This window comes from Pseudoalteromonas luteoviolacea H33-S, from assembly GCF_001625695.1.
Taxonomy (GTDB): Bacteria; Pseudomonadota; Gammaproteobacteria; order Enterobacterales; family Alteromonadaceae; genus Pseudoalteromonas; species Pseudoalteromonas luteoviolacea_B.
Genome location: NZ_AUXY01000138.1, coordinates 1 through 20,300, shown reverse-complemented (window position 1 = coordinate 20,300; position 20,300 = coordinate 1). Strand labels below are relative to the sequence as shown.

Below are 20,300 nucleotides of genomic sequence, written 5' to 3'. Positions count from 1 at the left end.
GTGATCCATGCACTAGCCTTAGAATTGGGTAAATAAAATGGTCCGAAATGTTTAAAAAGCTCGGCTTTATCGCATTACTAAGTATTAGTCATTGCAGTTTTTCTAAGGCAAGTAATCATATCTCTGTTCCAGTGAATAGAGACATTTACGGCTTCGCTCAAACTATTTTAAATGCACAGGACCTTGATAGTATCTCTCCAGACATCTTTGATCACCCTCTCTGCCAAAGAGATGTCGTAGATCTAATTATTATTCAAAAAGCGCTACAAGTTGGCAAAGCAGACGTGACTTTAGATTTTTTTATGATAGATCACGAAGAGCGAGAAGAAATCTTATTGCAATCTGGGATGTCGATGATTAGCGTCGACACAATATGGCTATCTCAGGCAAAAGCTTTGGGCGACAGCGTATTAATCTCTTCCCCTATCATTCGCAAAGGCGAGTACTTTGCAGGCATTTATGCTGCTGAGAGTAGGGCTAAAACGCTAGCCTCACAGATAAAGCAGGACTTTTCCAATATAACGGTAGTGAGTAATAAAGCCTGGTCAGTCGATTGGTCTACCATCAAAAAACTTAATCCGAAACGGCTATTTAATGAATCAGACTGGACAATGATGGCGCGCTTGGTGAGTAATGAATGGGTGGATATTATGCTTATACCATTCAATAATAAAACCCCCTTTAGGTACACAGGAAAAGGCTACAAAGTCGAAGCAGTTCAAGGTGTTAAAGTTGCATTACTAGATAGCCGTCACTTCGTAATAAGCAAAAAGTATCAAAACAGTCAAGCTATTTTCGACTCCCTACAATTGGGAATAAAACAACTCAGAGCCAACAAGTTCATCGAAAAATCATATCAAAAATGCGGATTTCTAAACGTTTTGGTTGATAAATGGCGAGAAATACCCTAGAAAAATCGTATTTTCAACTATTAATCGCCGGATTCATATTTACTCCATTTTGTTCCAATATCTTTCCCAAACTTGAAAAAACACCAATAGGAAATAGGAATTTAAAATGAAAGAACTTAGGCTACAAGTTAATACTGTATTCTACTTAATCGTAATGCTAGCTTCATTAGTACTGCTAAGCGCCGCAAAATTATTTATGGATATGCAATTATCTCACTTAGCTACTTTACAGTTCTTTATCGCCATTTCAGCAATTTTTATGGCGCTTGTACATCTAATGCTCACCTTATCAGGACAGAAGAAGGTAACTATTTGCAATCAAGGAATCTCATACTTGAATCTTTTTGCGAGAAGAAAATTTGTTCCATCTGAAGAAATCAACAAGTTAACGACTCGTAATTGCTTAGGGTTAAAAGTGATCCAAGTTCACACCCATGAGAAGACGATTACCTTATTAGCATTCAAAATAACCAAAGCACAAAAGAAATCCCTGGTTCAGCTTGGCTACTTAGCTTAAAAGTTTGCCATCTAAAGATAAACTGCATAGCATGCTGCGAACAGGTCAAAACAGAGTCAAATCATGTCAAAGCAATATCATATAGGCAAAACCGGAACACCTTGGACACCAGCTGAAAAGCAACTTTGGTATCAGTCTCAAGCAATCAAACGCTCATATCAAGAGCTTGTATTAAAAGAAATCAAAGCACTCGATACTTTTTGCGATATTGAACAGTATGGGTCATTAGACTATCAAGATGGAGCATACCCTTTATTTGCATTAAAGAATAAAGATGTAGATACATCACTGCCGACAATCCTTGTTACAGGTGGGGTGCATGGCTATGAGACAAGTGGCGTCATGGGGGCTTTAGCGTTTGCGCGGTACCAAATGCGACAGTTTACAGATAGTTTTAACTTTGTAATTTTGCCTTGTATCAGTCCATGGGGCTTTGAAACGATTAATAGATGGAACCCTGATGCGGTAGACCCTAATCGGTCATTTTACGATAACAGCCCTGCATTGGAGTCTCACTTAGCAATGCACTATGTTAGACAGCTACCAGCCAATATCATTGCACATATTGACCTTCATGAAACAACGGATACTGACAACAGTGAATTTCGCCCTGCTTTGGCAGCAAGAGATGGCAAAGTAAACCACAATTGGAATATACCAGATGGCTTTTATCTCGTAGGACATACTCAAAAGCCTGAGCCAGCATTTCAAAAATGTGTAATTGAACAGGTACAAAAAGTCACGCATATAGCCGACGCCGACGACAACTCACAGTTGATCGGTGTAGATATAGAACAGTTTGGTGTCATTAACTACGATGCGACTAAACTGGGCTTATGTATGGGCTTCACGCAAGCTCAGTATGTGACGACCACTGAAGTTTATCCTGACAGTGAAAGCACCTCAGAGCAAGAATGTACTGACGGCCAAGTTGCTGCCATTCTCGGCGTAATAGAATACCTAAAAACCCTTTAACCTATTCGATAAGTAGCGGCTTTAAACTAAGCCGTTACTTCACCGTGCTCATAAATGATTTCGAAAATCTCTTTGAATGAGTGAGCTTTTTGCAAAATATTTACCGGAATATGCAGCGCTCTTGCAATATCAGATGCTGAAATCATACCACGCAACACTTGATTGTTATCCATAAGTAGCACATGCTGATGCCCAAGCTCTTTGAGTGTTTCTAAAATATCCCCAATGCGCGCATCTTTAACACAATCGTAAAACATGGCATGCAATTCGCTTTTTTTGGTCATCACATCTTCTACGGTAAGGTCTGAGCGGGAAACGCTGCGCTTTTGTGCGGTAGTAAGTACTTTCCTCCCCGTCAAATCTTTCGAGTTAACAACGCCTACAAATGTGTCATCATGATCGATAACGAGCTTACATCGCACATGCCCGTTCACCATCATAAATAGTGCGTGATCAATGTCGACATCTTTTAATATCATTTGTGGCTGGCGCCTTGAAAAGTCGGTTACTACCTGTTCTGCTGGGCTAAATATCGATAATGGATTCCCTTCATAGTGCTCGCAAAACTGATAAATCCCTTTCAACTTAGTCGTGTTTAATAATCTAAACTCACTCATATACCACCTCTTGTGGACTCATCAATTACCTTTATTAAAAAAGAATGGTTCATTGTTCAGGGGATCGCAAGGTTGATTAGGGGTACGATTTGAATCATAGAAAAGTGCTGTAATCGGCTGTAATAGATAAAATAAGTTATTCTTCGTACAATGTATTTTATAGGTTAGTGAACTAACGAAAAGATCAATTTGGGCTTTATATACAGTCAAACTTGCAGTTTTCCCTTTATTGGTGCCCACCTAGGTGGGCCCACTTTTATGACACTATCTCGTGGAATGAAATATCAGTAAATACGGTTAAACGATGCGATAAATGATATAATCAGTATTGCGTTACTTAAGATTTATCTTCGATTGAGATACTTTTTAGTAGTGATTTACTTCTCATATCAGGTAGAATTTCTGCAAATAAAACGTACTGCTGGCCCTTAGCACATATACGGAAATCTAGGAAACTCTATGGCTTACTTAATCGATGAACTCAAGCTCGAAAAAATATATTTAAAGAGTTATCACACTTTTGGACGATACAAATTTAATGTAGACACATTTTTAGATAAGCCCGGTATTTCAAGACATCATGCAATCATAGAGTACACCAATGACAATTGGTTAATTCGCGATGTAAGTACAAATGGTATATGGATAAATGATCGAAAAATTGATAAAAACCTCCCTTACCAACTCTCTGAAAATGATAAAATAGATTTTGCAGCACCGGGACAAAATTCATTTGTCGTAGGTAGTCTAAATGCCAATTGCCAGTATTTTGTGTCGCAAAATAACCGTAATAACGTCATTGAAGTCGAAAACCAAATGCTGCTTCCTAACGAAGAAGAGCCGACTCATATTGTTTACTATGACGCCTTGCTCAATTATTGGTTCCTTGAAGATCTTACTACCTCAGACAGACAAGCCTTAATCGATGGCGGCATTACCAGCCTGTTTGGCGAGCAATGGCTGTTTTATTGTGCAGGCATCTCAACCATGACAAAACACCTGGAGCAACAACCTGCGGTGAAACCACTGGCTTTAAGCTTTGCTGTTAGTCTTGATGAAGAAAAAACGGAGCTTTCTTTACACGTTGAGGGAGAGGAATATAACTTAGGCAGTAGAAGCCATCACTATCTCTTATTACTGCTTGCTAGAACGCGTATTGAAGACAAACAAGCAGGTGTAGATACTGAATCTCAAGGTTGGGTTTACAGAGAAGATCTGGCTAAACAGCTCGGTGTGCAAATGAATCATATGAACATCATGGTGCATCGCGCGCGCAAACAATTAAGTGAAGCAGCACCTGACCGAGCACCTGAAGCAGGTTATATCATTGAAACCAATAACGGTCAGCTGCGCATGAATTGTCAAGATGTCACCATTTTAAAAGGTGCTCAGCTTGAGACTCGCATTAGCTTGTAACATATAAACTCTATCTACCATGGGCCCCAATTATCAATTTCGATAGGGCCCAGCTTGCGCTACGATATGCTCTTCTAACTTTTTCATTAACCCAAACATGAATAATACCTCCACAAGTACAAAAAGTGGTCCAATTAAAAGCCCTACTAAATCATCTACAAACGCTGGTTTTTTCCCTTCATAGTAGTGGCCTATGAACTGAATGACCCAACCTAAAACAAAAACTGATGCGCCACATAAATAGAATACCCCAGCTGCAATGTCAAAGTTTAAAAACTGTGTATAGATAAACATCGCAAGTACATAGCCTAAGCTCAATAATATCAGCATAAGCACACCAAGCTTGAATGATAGGTACAAATAATAAACCGATACCAGACCAATCAACACACTTGACACTGTGATCGATACAGTATTTAAGTCAAATAAAGGAACATAGGTCATTAGGATAACGGACAGGACGATCAAGGGAACGCCAAACAAATGTGTGCGTATATTGCGATTATCTCTGTGATAAAGTGCATACTGGACAAGGTGGCTTTCTAAATTTTTCATCTCTGTACTCATCAAGAGTAAATACTTTAATTTTCACTCTAACGCCTTACAGGAAAAAAAGTCAATAAAACACCGCTTGGAAAATAAACAATGTTTAACTTGGATGTATTTTCAACGCTTAAAAAAGGCCGCCTACGACTTTGGCGGCACATTCACTGGGCAATAAAAGCAGTTTTATCATCTCTTTCTGCTTTCAAAATAACCATAGCTCAACATTCAAAAGAAACAAATAAAAAACATTTTTTTAATCTTTGAGTAACCTTTCACGTAACCCTGAACTTCGTCCAACTGTTTTTTCCATTGCTAACCTAAGCACTTGAGGCTGACATACTAGCTCTAAATGGCTTTTAGCTCGGGTAATGCCTGTATACACCAATTGCCTATTAACTCCTTGCCTTGCTCTTTGTATCGGAGGTAAGATCATTGCTGTATGAGCGAATTCAGATCCTTGAGATTTGTGAATTGTCATCACATACACCAGATCATAACTTGGTAAGCGTGCAGGATTGATAGACCTTAAGTGCCCTTGCTCATCAATGAAGGTAGCGAATAGTTGGCCACTTTCATCAGGTAACACTATCCCAATATCACCATTAAAAAGTTTCAGTTGATAGTCGTTTTGCGTGATCATCAACGGCATACCTACGTAATATCGAGTGTAAGGCCTAATCAAGTTTTGCTGAGCAAGTTTATGCTCAATACGTTTGTTTAACTCATTGACGCCGTACGGGCCTTCACGTACAGCGGCAAGTAATTGATAACCTGAAAATAGCTTATGTATTTGCTGTGCACTTTCTCCCGCTTGAATCGCTCTTAAATACTCGCTATAAGCGATGGCAGCACGCTCTATCATATTGACATATGATTCATTTGATAGCCCATAGAGGCTTAATTCAGAGAACCCTTGATGTATTACCCAGTCCAAATGATTTGGGTCATTATTGTTAACCGCTGAGGCTAATTGGCCGATACCACTGTCACTTTTAAAGCGATGGCTTTGTTGCAAAAACGCCATCATATCTTGCAATTGAAATTGACTTGCAACCCCTGATAGCTTTTTAACACCGCCAAAGCATACGTCATTGAGCAAATGAGCCCGCTGCGAAGAATACTTTGGATGTTGCCCCAATTTTAAATCAGCACATAAATCATTAAGAATGCAGCCAGTATCAACGGATGCGAGCTGATCTTTATCTCCCAATAAATATAGCCGCGCACCTTCAGGCAACGCGGCCACCAACTTGCTCATAAGTGACAAGTCTACCATCGAGGCCTCATCAACGATTAATAAATCAACGTGAAGCGGGTTTTTATCATGATGTTTATACTTATTACTATGTGGAATAACGCCCAATAATCTATGTATTGTTTGTGCGTCCTCAGGGATCAGATCGGCAAGCTCCGGCGCTAACGCTAACCGACCTTTGGCACCGATGATTGACTCACTGAGTCTCGCAGCTGCTTTGCCCGTTGGTGCCACCAGCTTAATGTTGAGCGGTGCTTTGACATAAAGAGACTGTAAAATAGCGAGTAATTTTGTAACCGTCGTTGTTTTACCCGTACCTGGCCCGCCTGTGATAACACAAAATGCACTTGCAGCCGCTATGGCACACGCGACTTTTTGCCAATCAATGACATTGTCATCTTGCACTGGGAAATAGACATTCAACAATGCTTGCAACTGACCTAGGTCCAAATTGATCTCACGCTGAGACATGCTTATGAAGCGCTCAGCCAAAAATGCTTCATAATTGGCTAGACGTGCTAAATACAGCTGATTTTTAAATAGTACAATGGGCTTATCATGCCCAACTGCTTGGTGGCAAGAAAGCGCTTGCAATGCCTTGTCTTTATCCACAAATGGCGTCAGCTCTATGGGATGAGCCAATTGCTCAATATTTAGTTCAAACGGATTAAACCAGTCAATAGTATCCAACAATAAACAGCTATGTTGGTTTTGCTCAGCTTTAAGCACTAACAATATAAGATAAAATACATCACAAAATTGAGAGTCACAGAGCAGTTTTGCGAGAGCAATATCAACACTTCGTACTTTACGTTGCTCAATCAATGCCTCAATAAATAAGGCGTCATCAAAACTATCTTGCGTAAAATCTAGAGAAAATTGCGACATTATGATGCCTCCGACTCAAAAAGCGCATCGAGGGTAAGTAACTCTTGCTCCGTGAGAGCTTTGAAGAATACACCGCCGCCCTGCGGTAATGCCCGTAAAAATAAGTAGTACACACCACCCAAGTGCGTCTCAATCGTGTAGTCAGCAAGTCGATATTTCAATAGCCGATGTAAAGCAACACTATAGATAAGATACTGTAGGTGATATTGATGAGATGACATCGCAGACATTAAGTTATCATCACTATAATCACCCAACTCGTCACCTAAGTAATTGGATTTATAATCTAACACGTAGTATTTACCTTGCCAGCGGAAAATAAGATCAATAAATCCTTTTAACATGCCCTGCACTTGGTCAAATTGTAAAAAGCTAGGCTGGCCCGTTATATCCGTTAATACCTTATTTAGTTGGCTTGCTTTAAGCGCACTTAATGGCAGGTGAAACTCCATTTCTACCAAGCAATCTTCAGGAGCTAAACGACTCAACGACAAGTCGCCAACCCCATTAAGTGGACACGCCAAGCTTTGCACTACCCACTCAGTCACACAGTCTCGCCACTGCTCATCAATCTGATATTTATCTAAGCAGGCTTCAACCACCTCGCTCACTGGTAACTTATCACCAGCCACTGGCATGTGAGGTGAGGTAAAATCGATCTGTTCATAGATTTCATGCAAACAACTTCCCGCTTTTGCACCTTTTACAAAGCTATATGGCGTTTTAGTTGAATTTTGTGCCATGCGGGGCAGATCTAATTCATGATGCTCATCTAAGGCCCCTGCAGGTCTATCATCATGATGCGCATGATAACTTAATTGGCTGAAGCTGGTTGTCCGCCAATTGGTTTCTATTGCGGCGTTTTGCTCTTTTACCGCTAACGAAACAGGGAGTTGAGCTTGCGGTTCACCAAAGTAGGCAGTTGGAGGCGTTTCAAATATCTCCATGGACATACCAGAATGCTGCTGACATAACTCTTCGAGTGCTTGATGCCACTGCTGCGCTTCTTTAAATTCAGTATCACCAAACAATGCAAATCCCAGTGCTGTTTGACCAATACCCAGCTTTTTACTGCGGCCCAATGCAATGTTAAACAAGCCGAGTTCGCAATAGTGCACCGCACGTGTCAGCGCCACATATAATAATCTAATGTCTTCCGCTAAACGCTCTTTTGAGGCTGCTTGTACGCCATGATCATCTGCATCAAGGTCAATGATTAAGTGTTTATCCTGATGATAAATAATCTCACTCGGATCACGATAACCCAGTGCAAATGGCATATATACAATTGGGTATTCCAACCCTTTTGACGCATGCATAGTGACAATTTTAACCAAGTTAGCATCACTTTCTAAACGTAATTGAGCACCATCTAACGTGGCTTCGCTGCATTGAATGCTCAACCACCTCAAGACACGTTGCGTCCCTTCTAACTCAATTTGTTTGTGTTGCAATAATTCGGCGAGATGACGATAGTCGGTCAACCAACGCTCGACTTCATAGCCATTTTCCCGCCAAACACTGGCAAGCTGATTGTGTACCATCAGCTTCTCTAACATAGCCATCGCACCACTTTGATACCAAACTCGCTTCAGTTCAGCAAAAAAGTCTAAATAGCTCTGCCATTGCTGCTCATTTTGAGAGAGGCCGTAGACTTGCTCATAATTTAACGCAAATAAAGGACTGACTAACACGCCACGCAGCGCCGCTTCATCATAAGCGCCATGAAGCACATGCAACAATTGATTTAACGCACTGGCAACGGGTTGCCCATATACGCTATCTCTGGCTAAATACACGGCACTCACACCACACGCATGCAGTGCTTGCTTCATCACTGAAGCTTCGTTTCTATCTCGGACCAAAACACAGATATCAGCTGCTTTTACCGCTTCTCCCCCTATACTCACTTGCCCTAACTGTGCTTGAGAGAGCAAGGTTGCAATTTTAGCTGAAAAAGTTTGCGCCAATGCCTGATGCGCCTGTGCTTTACTGGTAACGCCATCCCCACTATCAAATACGCAAAAGTTTAAAACCTGTTCTGTATCACTACTAAACGACTGCTGCTCAGACTTACCCTGCGCGTCAACTGCGTAAAATGGAATATCCTCATTAAAGATAAAGCTGCGTTCGTGCTGGGTAAAAATCGCGTTGACGCTATCCACCACAGATTTAGCCGAGCGATAGTTTTTAGCCAAAGTAAAGTGCCTGGTTTCATCCACAGCCTGTTTGGCGGCGATGTAGGTGAAAATATCCGCGCCGCGAAACCCATAAATAGCCTGTTTTGGGTCGCCAATCATAGTCAAAGCGCTGTTAGCGTCGCCCGCGTATACGGTGCTAAAAATACCGTATTGAATAGGATCGGTATCCTGAAACTCATCAATTAATGCAACAGGAAATTGCTGTACAATTTTATTTGCTAAAACCTCGCCAGCATCTCCTTGCAACGCTTCGTATAAATTACTCAATAGGTCGTCTGGAGAAATCGTGCTCTGTATTTGCTTATGCTGTACTAACAGCGCTTTTACTTGCTTCAAAGCGTCTTGAAGCAGTGCTATTGGTAGTAAGTTTTTAACTTGATGGTGTAATTTCGCCATTTCGTCAAATTGCGAAATCATGTGATGGGTTATCAACTGGGCATTTTTTTTGTAATTTTTAGCATCCCCAAGTTGTGCGCTCCCCCACAAATTAAAGGAGTGCTTGCTTGTACCGAACTCAAAATACCAAGCGTCTGAAGCAGCATAATCACCCAGAGCATTAATATTAGCAGCACGCCCAGGCGCCTTATTTTTTGCCAGTGCTGACTCGTTTAGGCAAGTGATAAACTCACTTTCTCGGAGCGCCTGTTTAAACTCGGCAGCCCTCGCCTGATATTGCGTTCTTGCAGCTAAAACATCGTCTAATTTCACCTCAGGTGTCAGTTTTGCACCCGATTTACTCAGCAGTGGTATCAGCTTCTTCATCAAGCTTTGTGGATGTGCAAAATGCTCCAACACCAATGCGGTTTGATCTTTGTCCAATGTGTATAAAAATTTGCGCCAGTGGTCCTCTACCGCCATTTTTAAAAGCTCAGTTTCATCAAGAATAAACTCCAGATTAAAACTCAACTTTGACTCAAAGGCGTGCTGTTTAAGCATCCTCTGGCAAAATCCATGAATAGTGAAAATAGCGGCTTCATCCATGGACTTTGCTGCCGCATCTAGCAATTTAAACGCCGCTTTCTTATCCTTAACTTGCGCCAATAACATTGGAATAAGCGGATCTGCACACTCAGCACCGAGTAAAACATCTCGAGCATCTATTATCCTAGCTCTCACGCGGTCTTTTATCTCTTGCGTAGCAGCTTCAGTGAATGTCACCACTAGGATCTGCTCAACACTTAAGCATGTCGATTCTTGATGCTCTACCAAGCCCAATAAGTATCTAAGATAAAGTGCCGTAATAGTGTATGTTTTACCCGTCCCAGCACTCGCCTCAATCAAATTATGGCCATACAGTGGCATGGTGATTGGATTAAGCATCTCCATGAGACTGCTCCTTTTCTAACGCAATGATTGGCCCTAGTAATGATTTGCTGAGCGACATAAACTCTTCCATGCAGGACTCTAAATTTTTGAAATTGAGTGCCACATAAGGATCTTCAGACTCGCCAATGCCAATATACTGGCCACCAGCAAACTTTAAATTCGCTTTACCAATGTCATCCGTGCTCGCAAATGCATAACTTGAGGCTGGGAAAAATGCCACAGGCTGTGAGATCAATTGCTGATAGAAATCGACCCAGCCTTGCAATAACTGCATTGCATCTGATTTCTCAAGCGCATCAAACGTCACCTGCTCATCTAGTCCAATAATTGATGTGCTGGTCGCTGAGACAGTAATATTGGCCAATAGGTGATAAATGAACGCCCGAATTTTATCTTTGGCCTTAATGCTCGCGGGGCGGTAAAAGATCTGCTCATTTGCAAAGATTTTATCAAGCCAACCCACTATCTTCATCCCATTAAGCTCTATACTGACCTCACGCGGTGACTGTGCGTTAATAAGCTTGGGCTTCAACACACCCACCATAGGTAACACGCGTTGCTCTAATAATTCTAACTGTATCTCTCCGACATACGCTTGCGGCAAATGACCCCTTTGCAACATTTGCTCTGTGCTGAGAGTGGTATCATTTACACGGGTATCCAGTATTTCTAGTAAATATTGATAACGTGTCAGAGGATCTAAAGAAAATGGTTCTGTATCATCCTGATACTCAAGTGCAGGATTAATTTTCACCCCTAAACAATTTTGATAAAAGTAGCTTTGCGGCGCCGTACACGCGCGTAAAAACTGCGTTAATTCTAGCTCACCTGGCAATTCAACGGATAAAGGCGCAGGCTGAACTAATGGCTGTTCTGATCCGTTAAATAACCAATTGGGGTTATAACTTTGTATAGGGCCTTGCTGATAGTGTTGTGCGTTAAATGGTTGCAGTGGGGCCTGACTTTTAAGCTGCGTACTAACCTGCGTATCGCAGCCTGAAAAATAAAAACTGCGATCAATATATTCAAACAACTCGCTCACTAACACGGATGGCACTTGTACTTCGTTATTAAAACATGAACGGCCAATGTAACTGACATAGAAGTGGCTTCTAGCACTAAGTAACGCCTCTAGAAATAGATATCTATCATCTAATTTTCGAGATCGGTCACCTTTTCTTCTTGATGAGGCAGGCACTAAATCAAAGCCAATCGGCTGAACCTGACGAGGATAATCGGCATCATTCATGCCAAGCAAACACACCACTTTAAAAGGCACCGCACGCATCGGCATCAGGGTACAAAAATTCACGGCTCCAGATAAAAAACGCTGTCCCACGCCTTTTTCTTGTATACCCTGTTTAACCAGATATGCCAGCACCCTAGGATCTATAGGCTCGCGCATATCTCCGCTTTCATAGTGCTTTTCAATGCCTTCGATCACTTTATTTAGTTGCATTAAATCCCAGCTTTGGTCCGCATCTTGGTGATAGAAGCGAGCTAAAAGTGCACGTAACAACGTGGCTTTTTCGCTTAGGTTTGTGGTTTGCAGTAGTTGTGCTTTAGCATCAGTAAGCGCCTCAATAAAAGCAATTAATTTACTTAAAATATGGATCGCCATGCCTTCAACCAAGTCTGCAGGGTATATGCCGTTAAACGCCCCTTCTTCATTTTCTGAAGCAACGCCAAGCAATAATCGATTTAAACCATGTAGCCAGGTGTTAAGAGAGATTTCTGGTAACCCATGTTCAGATTTGTTCTGTGCATCTAGACCCCACTTAATAACAACTTGGTCTAGCCAATATTTTATCTGCTCAAATTCCGTCGCTTCTAATTCAAAGCGACTAGATATAGATTCAACAGCTAATAAATCTAAAATATCTGTTACGCCAAAGCGACTAAAGGGTAAGTTAACCAAAATCACAAACGATGATAAAACAGGCTTTTCTTGCTCAATAGCCATATCTGCGAGGGCATATGGCATATACCGCTTGCCTTGTGCACTGCCAAATACCGCTTCAATATAAGGGCTATACGCACCTACATCAGGCATCATGACAATAATATCTTTAGGTGTTAAATCTGGATGTCGATTAAATAAATTAAGTAGATGATCATGCAAACACTCAACTTCTCTCAAAGCAGTGTGGCAATCTTGTAAGAAAATACTGTCGTCACCTTGTTGAACCTGAAGTTTCCCTTCTTCGCTCACAAACCAATTAGGATCAGCTTGTAGAGATTCGCCTTTAAATGCCAGCTGGTATATCTCACTTTGAATTTTTGACAACAAAGAGTCATTAAAGTCTTCCACAAAGCCATCCAACCAACGAGCATCTAATTGCAATAACTGCTCTAGATAATCTCTGCCCAGTTTGCCCCAGGAGGACAGCAATGGATTCCCAACATTAAAGTAATCGTTTTCCTCATCAAGACTTGCCTCAATTTCTGGGCGCTTTGCATATTTAGCTTGGATTTTTGCCTGTGTTTTTTCATCTACCAAGTCTCCCCAATAATGCTCACTTGGATTGAAAAAAAACAGCAACACTTCGGTTTTACTGGCCAGCGCTTGAAACACTTCTAGTTGACTTGTGGGCATCGCAGATAAGCCAAAAATTGAAATACGCTCAGGTAATTGATGACTGTGAGCATTTTCTAGAGCAGCCAATAACTGTTCATGCATATTGGCACGGTTATAAGGGCTTTGCTCTAATTGATTTGTGTACTCGACCAAAGTGCGCCATAAGTCAGGCTGCCAAGGCGCAATGGTGACATCAACATCAGGTAGCGCATCGGTGCCGGATTCCCAGTAGGCTAACCAATCTGGTCGGTACATCAGATATTGATCGTACACATCCGCAATTTTCTCGCATAAGGTAAATAGCTTTAAGCCATCTAAATCCTCCTGCTCTGCTGCTTCAGGATTATCAGCATATAAATAATTTGCCAATGGCATATACAAAGCATGATCCAGCTTGGATGGCAGTAAACTGTATAACTTCCAAGCCATATTGCCTTTATTATAAGGCGACTCTGCTGGGACATCTGGCAAAAACTGTTGATACAAACGCCAAATAAAGCTCAGCGGCAACGGGAAGTCGACCTGAGCTGCAACACCAATGTGTTTACTGAGTCCATTTTTCAACCACTGTGACATACCTGGCGACTGAACAAGAACGGTTTCTTGTACAAATGGGTCACTTAAAGGGGCTGTTTGCATTACAGTGTTAAACTGCGCTTGCAATGCTTCCATTCGATTAGATTGAATTATATGCAACATGTGAAATTAGCTGAAAATCAATTAGATTGAACAGTTTAAGAGAAATAAACAGGGTATGACAGAAAAAAGTGCACAGACTCATTTAGAAGGCTTAGTTTCAGTACTCGTCAGTAGCTAACCAATTGCTAGAACAAGTCTATATCACTGCTTTCTATATGATCCTTTATTTGCTTGCGAGAAATCAAATCCTCATAAAACCCGACCTGATCTCGCCCATGCTCTTTGGCAAAATACAGGGCTTTATCCGCGTTTTCTAACACATTAATGGGAAAGTCATAAGGGCTGATCCGCGCAAGACCAACGCTCACAGTTAACTTTTTGATAAAAGGAAAAGATGTTTGTCTCACAAGCTCTAAAAACGAGTTCATACGTTGCTTAATCGATTCATAGTCTGCGGGTTCAAATACAATGACAAACTCTTCGCCGCCAAATCGAAACAACAAATCTGTGCTTCGAAAGAAATCCTGCATACGCTGCGCCAATATCAACAATACCTCGTCGCCACAAACATGGCCGTATGTATCATTAACACCTTTAAAGTGATCAATGTCTAACATCGCAAGCCAAGACGTTGCACCTTGATGTAGAGTCCGCAAGTCAGAGCCATCTCGAATAGCACGGTTTTGCTCTAACATTTGTTTTTCAAGCAGTTGCTTGAGCTTTTTATCAAAGGTTTGACGATTTAAAAGCCCAGTGAGCTTATCTCGTTCATTCTCACGCAATATTGTCAGGTAGTTTTCATAAATACGAATAAACGCATTCAGCATCACCTGTTGTGCGCTATCTAATCCCTGACACTGCACTTCTATTGCGCCAACAGGCTTATCATGAATGACGATGGGTAACCAACGACGCTCTGCCCCCGCAGCGTCTTGCATGGTGATACTACATGCTGACTGCAAACAAGAACTCAGCTCTGCGTGAGGGTTGTCTAAAATCACTCTATCTAACCACTCATACTCGCCGACATCATGCACCATGAGCGCAAGGCTACGCTCCACGGTACATGGCCCATGCCCTTGAATCGTTTTGAACACTGAAATACGCTGACAATTTATAAACTCCTGTATTGTCGACAACAAGCTATATTCCAATGAATCGATGTCACGTGTTTTCGTTATTTTTATAACCGAATTTAATAGTTCTTCTTGCATCGCTTGCCTGTTCTATCTGTTCAGTTATATACCTTCATAGTTATTTAAATGAAGGTGTACTAGATCGTCACGTTTAAGTATTGGTCAGAAAGTAAGGAACAGCAATGTCACAAAGCAAATTACTCTAAATTACTCACCTTAAGATTTCCCGTACTGCTTTGCCCTTAATTCCTTGATACACACTGTGCTGATGGGCAATTCGAATGCATGGTTTGCATGAGCACTAAGTCAAGCGCGGCCGTGTAATAGCATGTAATAGAATATTCTTCTATTCTCATAGTTGCCCAAAGGGCAAGTAAATACTTGCATATGGATCGAGTTAAATAAATATAAAGGACAATACAATGAACGATGTGATAAACGAGCTCAACCTAGAGCTGCAAAATAGTGATGAAATCCCGCATTCGGGTTCTATTTTTGACTTCAGCGCGACGTTTGATCTCAATACAGAGCAAACAGATATCAAGTTCGATACGCCAACATCTGAAAAAGATCGAGAAATAAACTACGCCAAGACACCATTTGACGTGGAATTGAGTGAAGACCAATCTCAATACGGACTTTCCGTTGATTTTTTATACAAGCTTGATGCTAATACAGTAGAAAATTACTTCATACGTGGAGCTAATATTAAACTGCTAAAAAATGTAGAAATCTTAAGTACAAATATTTTTAACAGTAAAACACCTGAACCCAAAAAAAGTGTACTTAAGTTAACCATCATAGTGCCGAAAGACCTGCCGATAGAAGAAAAGACAGAGTTAAAATTTGATATCCTGCTATCGAGAAGAAAACAAAATTCAAACGACAACATAGAGGCTGATGCTACTAACTTATTCATTGACCCGATACTTATCATTGGTCGCCCAATTCCGCCCAGATAAGCACAGCCCCTCATGTGATGATTTAAACTGCGGGTATTTACATAGTGGCTTAAACCAAGGCAAGTTAAACCAATTAGATGAATAGCCGCCGTTAATCGTCTCGTTATAGTGGAGCAACGCAGAGTGATGATCACCTGTGAGTGTAAAAATCACCGTTGCTCCATAAGCATATTCTATTTTGTCTGTGGTTAGCTTTATTACCTTGTATAAATAGTGTAGAGCATCGCTGTAGCGCTCTAAATGAGCCATTGCCTGTCCAGCTGCAATTAACTCGTTGACAGACATATCTTCGCGTACACCATTAGCTACCTGATTGTATTGCTCGACAGCTTGCTCATTCTGCTCACCCAGCAATAACAAATCCGCATAATTAAGCCTCATAGCGAGGTTTTCAGGACTTAGTACGGTCGCTTGCTTTGCAGCAGATAATGCCAATTCAATTTCCCCAGAGTACAAATATGCAAGAGAAAGGTTGTTATAATCCTCCGGGCTTTTACTATTTTCTAACACTGCTAGATAACCTGCGGCGGCGACCTGCCAGTGCCCGTCAAACATATTAATATCTGCAATAAGCCGATGTGCCCGCGTAAAATCAGGGAATGCCTGAACAACCTCATGTAATAATGATGTAGATTCAATAACTTGACCATTATTTAGGTACGTGACAGCCAAATTATATTTACTGTTTAAATCAGGTTTGAGTAACACAGACTTCAAATACATCTCTAATGCTTTATCTATTTGATGTCGCCTATAGAAAGAATAACCTTTTAGCTGATAACTCAATGCCGTCTCACCATAGATAGACAAACGACGAAATAAATCGTCAGCAAGTGCTTGCTGCTGACTTTCAATTGCCAGTACAATCCTGTCAACCAGATAAGGCTTAGATGATTTGTAACGCTCTGGTGCTGTGTCGAGTAACACTGTTAACCTATCAATGTACTGTTGTTCCCTATCAATATGATAGCGCTCCAGCAATAAATCTCTTGCAAGGCTATACAGGGGTAAATAATTAGGGTCCTGTTCAATCAACTCCAATGCGCGAGACAAGTTGGAATGAGACAGATCGCCTTTAATATTAACGTCATGATAAACACTCAGGTATTCCTCAAAGAAGGCCGTCTCTGTAGACATAACGCTTTGCCTTGCATCCTGCTGAGGCTGGCCAAGTAATTTAGTTGCAAACCGCTCATAGATTGAGTGAATAGCAAAGTAATTATCTTTACTCGTTTGTGTATTCAGCTCTCCCAAAACTAATTGGCTATCTCCACTGAGTAAGGAAAGGCGAACATTACACTGAGCATGTTCACACCTAACTTCAGGAAGAAAAACCGCTGTTGCGCCGGTTGCCTTTGCTAAATCAGCTACATCTTTGATATCACTATATTCTCTGTGATTAATCAACTCCGCATTAGTCGCAGTTATAATGACTTGTCGAATTGCGCTATCAATCGTAGCGTGCAACAAATTAGCGCCAACTCTCTCACTATAGTCGCTATTCGTTATTTGCGGCTCAAGCACCAAGGCATAATGAAGCTCGCTTTTTGGCTTTAAAAAAGACCACCCTAAATAAACAATTAAGCACAACACACTTAACACAAAACCACTATAAACATATTTTTCTCGAATTAGCGTTCTGGGCTCATGCCTCAGTTCTTGTGTAGCTAACAATAACGCCGTATCTTCCGCATCGGTTACTTCGAGTAACGCCAACGTTCTGCCAAGCACCGAGCACACTTCTCTCGCTGATGGACGTGACTCAGGCGATTTAGACAACATATTGCGTAGTAATTGAGTAAATTCAACGGGGATATCAGGCGTTAAACTGCTGGGCTCAATAAACGCGGTGTGTTTGATGCACTCAGCCAGTTCAGTGCCTTTCGCTGTACCAAAAGGGTGGCAACCAAAGAGAAACTCAAAGCAAAGCACGCCAAAAGAAAATACATCCGTTGACTGTTCAACGGGCTTTCCTTCAAGTTGCTCTGGTGACATCGTACTTAAACTGCCGAAACTCGCTCCTAAGGGCTGATCTGGTGTATTGCTCTGTATCGAGTTTGCGATGCCAAAGTCAGACAGTTTCACCTCTGAGGTGTTGGAAATAAGGATATTGCTCGCTTTAATATCACAGTGAATAAGCTCTTGCTGATGAATATAGCAAAGACCATTGGCTACCTTTTCCAACAACGCGAACTTATCAGCAACAGTGAGTAGCTTTTGCTTCATATACTTAGCTAATGTTTGACCAGGAACATACTCCAGAACAAGTAATAAATCTGAGCCAACTTCAAGAATATCGTACAATTGAACGACATTTGGGTGATTAGCTTTAGCCATTAAGCGCGCTTCGTAAAGCGCTCGCTCTCTGATTTTGAGGTCATCTGATTGATGATTTAACTTAATTCTTTTTACTGCAACTTGTCTATTTAGGCGAGTGTCATTGGCAAGAAACACATCTCCCATCCCACCCGATGCAATGTGCTTTACTGGCGCTAAGTATGTATCAGAAAAGCATTCATCACTGCGCATTTATTCTACCTACCCTGGCTCAAAACTATATGAGAACGTCTAATATTCTACCCTAACAATGAATTTAATAGTAAACATTGTAGACAAAAGGTCAGTTTTTTAACCTAGAGGTACAGTTGCATAAAATCAAAAAACAAGCAATGCATACTTTTAAAGTCAATTTGTACAAAAAATCTAAACGATACATATCAAAATGATTTTTCTGACTTAGGAAATTGTATAAAACTCAGATCTACAGAAAGATACTAAAATTAAAAAAGAAGATAATTGACTAGTCTAGGACAATGTAGAAATACAAATAAAGGAAGATTATTTTTACTTTCTAGGGAAAGAAATGGCGGAGAGGGAGGGATTCGAACCCTCGATAGGGGTTAACCTATACACGAGTTCCAGTCGTGCGCCTTCAGCCACTCAGCCACCTCTCCGCACTGAAAGCGGGCGTAATACTATGAAAACCCCCGCCTTTTAGCAAGTATTTTTTTTGTAATCTGTGTTAACTGCACAGATTACAAGCAAACTTGTTATTAACGCTTTAAACTCGCTGAAAAATCGAGCATACGATTAAGTGAGCGTAATGCTCCTTCACGTAGCTCCATATCAACGAATACTTCTTTGCCTTCAGGGTTGATAAGTGCTTCTTCAATCGCCTGTAAGCCATTCATTGCCATCCACGGACAATGTGCACAGCTACGACATGTTGCACCTTCACCTGCTGTTGGCGCTTCGAAGAACTCTTTCTCAGGGCAAAGCTGCTGCATCTTGTAAAAGATACCGCGATCGGTCGCCACGATAAACTTCTGGTTATCCATATCCTGCGCAGCTTTGATAAGCTGGCTAGTCGAGCCAACTGCATCAGCTAAGTCAACGATTTCAGCTGGCGACTCAGGGTGGACTAATACAGCCGCATCTGGGTGAAGCGCTTTCATGTCTTTCAGCGCTTGCGTCTTAAATTCATCATGAACGATACAAGCACCGTTCCACATGATCATATCCGCGCCAGTTTTCTTCTGAATGTAAGAACCCAAGTGCTTATCAGGGCCCCAAATAATGGTTTCCCCTTCAGAATCCAAATGCTCCACAATTTCAAGAGCACATGAAGAGGTAACAATCCAATCTGCGCGCGCTTTAACCGCGGTAGATGTGTTTGCGTATACAACAACCTTTCTTTCAGGGTGCTGATCACAAAACTTAGAAAACTCGTCTATTGGACAACCCACATCCAATGAGCAAGTTGCTGCCAATGTTGGCATCACAACGGTTTTCTCTGGCGTTAATATTTTCGCCGTTTCACCCATGAAACGAACACCGGCGACAATAATAATATCTGCATCTTCTTGCTTAGCACCAAAACGTGCCATTTCTAATGAATCTGCAACACAACCACCGGTTTCCTCAGCAAGCGCTTGGATCACAGGATCTGTGTAATAATGGGCAACCAATACCGCATTTTTCTCTTTTAACAATGACTTGATACGAGCTTTATACTGCTCTTTTTCTTCATCATTCAACGGTGCTGGCTTTGGAGGAAATATATAATCCTCAGGCATGATTTGTTCTGCTAGACTCATTCTCTCGACCACATAGTCCACATTGCATAATTGCCGCGAATTATACGAAAAATACGGAGATAATCCTAGTAATAGACGATATTCACAAAGAATATTTAAGAATAAATGAATCGAAAAGATAATGGTGGGTCATGATGGACTCGAACCATCGACCAATGGATTAAAAGTCCACTGCTCTACCAACTGAGCTAATGACCCGCTCGAGGAGATTTTAAACTTGAATGGTGGGTCATGAT

13 protein-coding genes and 2 tRNA genes are annotated in these 20,300 nt (G+C 41.2%); 5 read left to right on the top strand and 10 right to left on the bottom strand.

The genetic code is table 11. The features are described from left to right. The first annotated feature begins 47 nt into the window (after positions 1 to 47). From N477_RS25370 to N477_RS25360, 3 genes are all read left to right on the top strand, one after another. A complete protein-coding gene (locus tag N477_RS25370; RefSeq protein WP_063363901.1) occupies positions 48 to 911 on the top strand; it encodes a hypothetical protein in 864 nt (287 codons plus the stop codon). Between the two features lie 106 nt (positions 912 to 1,017). Continuing rightward, on the top strand, positions 1,018 to 1,428 hold the full coding sequence (locus tag N477_RS25365; RefSeq protein WP_063363900.1) for a hypothetical protein: 411 nt from the start codon (positions 1,018 to 1,020) through the stop codon (positions 1,426 to 1,428). A 63-nt stretch (positions 1,429 to 1,491) separates the two neighbouring features. Further along, positions 1,492 to 2,403, top strand: a complete 912-nt coding sequence (locus N477_RS25360; RefSeq protein WP_063363899.1) for a M14 family metallopeptidase — start codon at positions 1,492 to 1,494, stop codon at positions 2,401 to 2,403. Between the two features lie 26 nt (positions 2,404 to 2,429). Here the strand turns inward: N477_RS25360 and N477_RS25355 are convergent, their stop codons facing one another. Next, a complete protein-coding gene (locus N477_RS25355; protein ID WP_063363898.1) occupies positions 2,430 to 3,020 on the bottom strand; it encodes a CBS domain-containing protein in 591 nt (196 codons plus the stop codon). 459 nt (positions 3,021 to 3,479) lie between these two features. Here N477_RS25355 and N477_RS25350 point away from each other — a divergent pair, with 459 nt between their 5' ends. After that, positions 3,480 to 4,436, top strand: coding sequence for an FHA domain-containing protein (locus N477_RS25350; protein ID WP_063363897.1), 957 nt, complete (start codon positions 3,480 to 3,482; stop codon positions 4,434 to 4,436). 33 nt (positions 4,437 to 4,469) lie between these two features. On the opposite strand, the gene N477_RS25345 is transcribed toward N477_RS25350, so the two are convergent. The 5 genes from N477_RS25345 to N477_RS25325 form a co-directional block, all read right to left on the bottom strand. Next, positions 4,470 to 4,991 (bottom strand): DUF962 domain-containing protein, encoded by a 522-nt coding sequence (locus N477_RS25345; RefSeq protein ID WP_063363915.1) that lies wholly within the window; start codon positions 4,989 to 4,991, stop codon positions 4,470 to 4,472. 244 nt (positions 4,992 to 5,235) lie between these two features. Continuing rightward, positions 5,236 to 7,125, bottom strand: a complete 1,890-nt coding sequence (gene recD, locus N477_RS25340; RefSeq protein ID WP_063363896.1) for an exodeoxyribonuclease V subunit alpha — start codon at positions 7,123 to 7,125, stop codon at positions 5,236 to 5,238. Beyond that, positions 7,125 to 10,652, bottom strand: coding sequence for an exodeoxyribonuclease V subunit beta (recB, locus tag N477_RS25335; RefSeq protein WP_063363895.1), 3,528 nt, complete (start codon positions 10,650 to 10,652; stop codon positions 7,125 to 7,127). Before recB ends, recD begins: the two co-directional genes overlap by 1 nt. Continuing rightward, complete coding sequence (recC, locus tag N477_RS25330; protein WP_063363894.1) at positions 10,639 to 13,929, bottom strand: exodeoxyribonuclease V subunit gamma; 3,291 nt, start codon at positions 13,927 to 13,929, stop codon at positions 10,639 to 10,641. Before recC ends, recB begins: the two co-directional genes overlap by 14 nt. Before the next feature lie 125 nt (positions 13,930 to 14,054). Then, entirely contained in the window at positions 14,055 to 15,083 is a 1,029-nt protein-coding gene (locus N477_RS25325) for a GGDEF domain-containing protein (protein WP_063363893.1), read from the bottom strand. A gap of 344 nt (positions 15,084 to 15,427) precedes the next feature. On the opposite strand from N477_RS25325, the gene N477_RS25320 reads away from it, so the two are divergent. After that, positions 15,428 to 15,967: a hypothetical protein gene (locus N477_RS25320; protein ID WP_063363892.1), complete on the top strand. Its 540-nt coding sequence runs from the start codon at positions 15,428 to 15,430 to the stop codon at positions 15,965 to 15,967. Here the strand turns inward: N477_RS25320 and N477_RS25315 are convergent. From N477_RS25315 to N477_RS25300, 4 genes are all read right to left on the bottom strand, one after another. After that, on the bottom strand, positions 15,917 to 18,496 hold the full coding sequence (locus N477_RS25315) for a serine/threonine-protein kinase (protein WP_063363891.1): 2,580 nt from the start codon (positions 18,494 to 18,496) through the stop codon (positions 15,917 to 15,919). The genes N477_RS25320 and N477_RS25315 overlap by 51 nt on opposite strands. Before the next feature lie 335 nt (positions 18,497 to 18,831). Next, a tRNA-Ser gene (locus tag N477_RS25310) sits at positions 18,832 to 18,921 on the bottom strand. A gap of 99 nt (positions 18,922 to 19,020) precedes the next feature. Then, positions 19,021 to 20,064 carry a quinolinate synthase NadA gene (nadA, locus tag N477_RS25305; protein WP_063363890.1) on the bottom strand — a complete coding sequence of 348 codons (1,044 nt, stop codon included), beginning with the start codon at positions 20,062 to 20,064 and terminating at the stop codon, positions 19,021 to 19,023. Positions 20,065 to 20,186: 122 nt separating this feature from the next. Beyond that, a tRNA-Lys gene (locus N477_RS25300) sits at positions 20,187 to 20,262 on the bottom strand. Between the last annotated feature and the right edge of the window lie 38 nt (positions 20,263 to 20,300).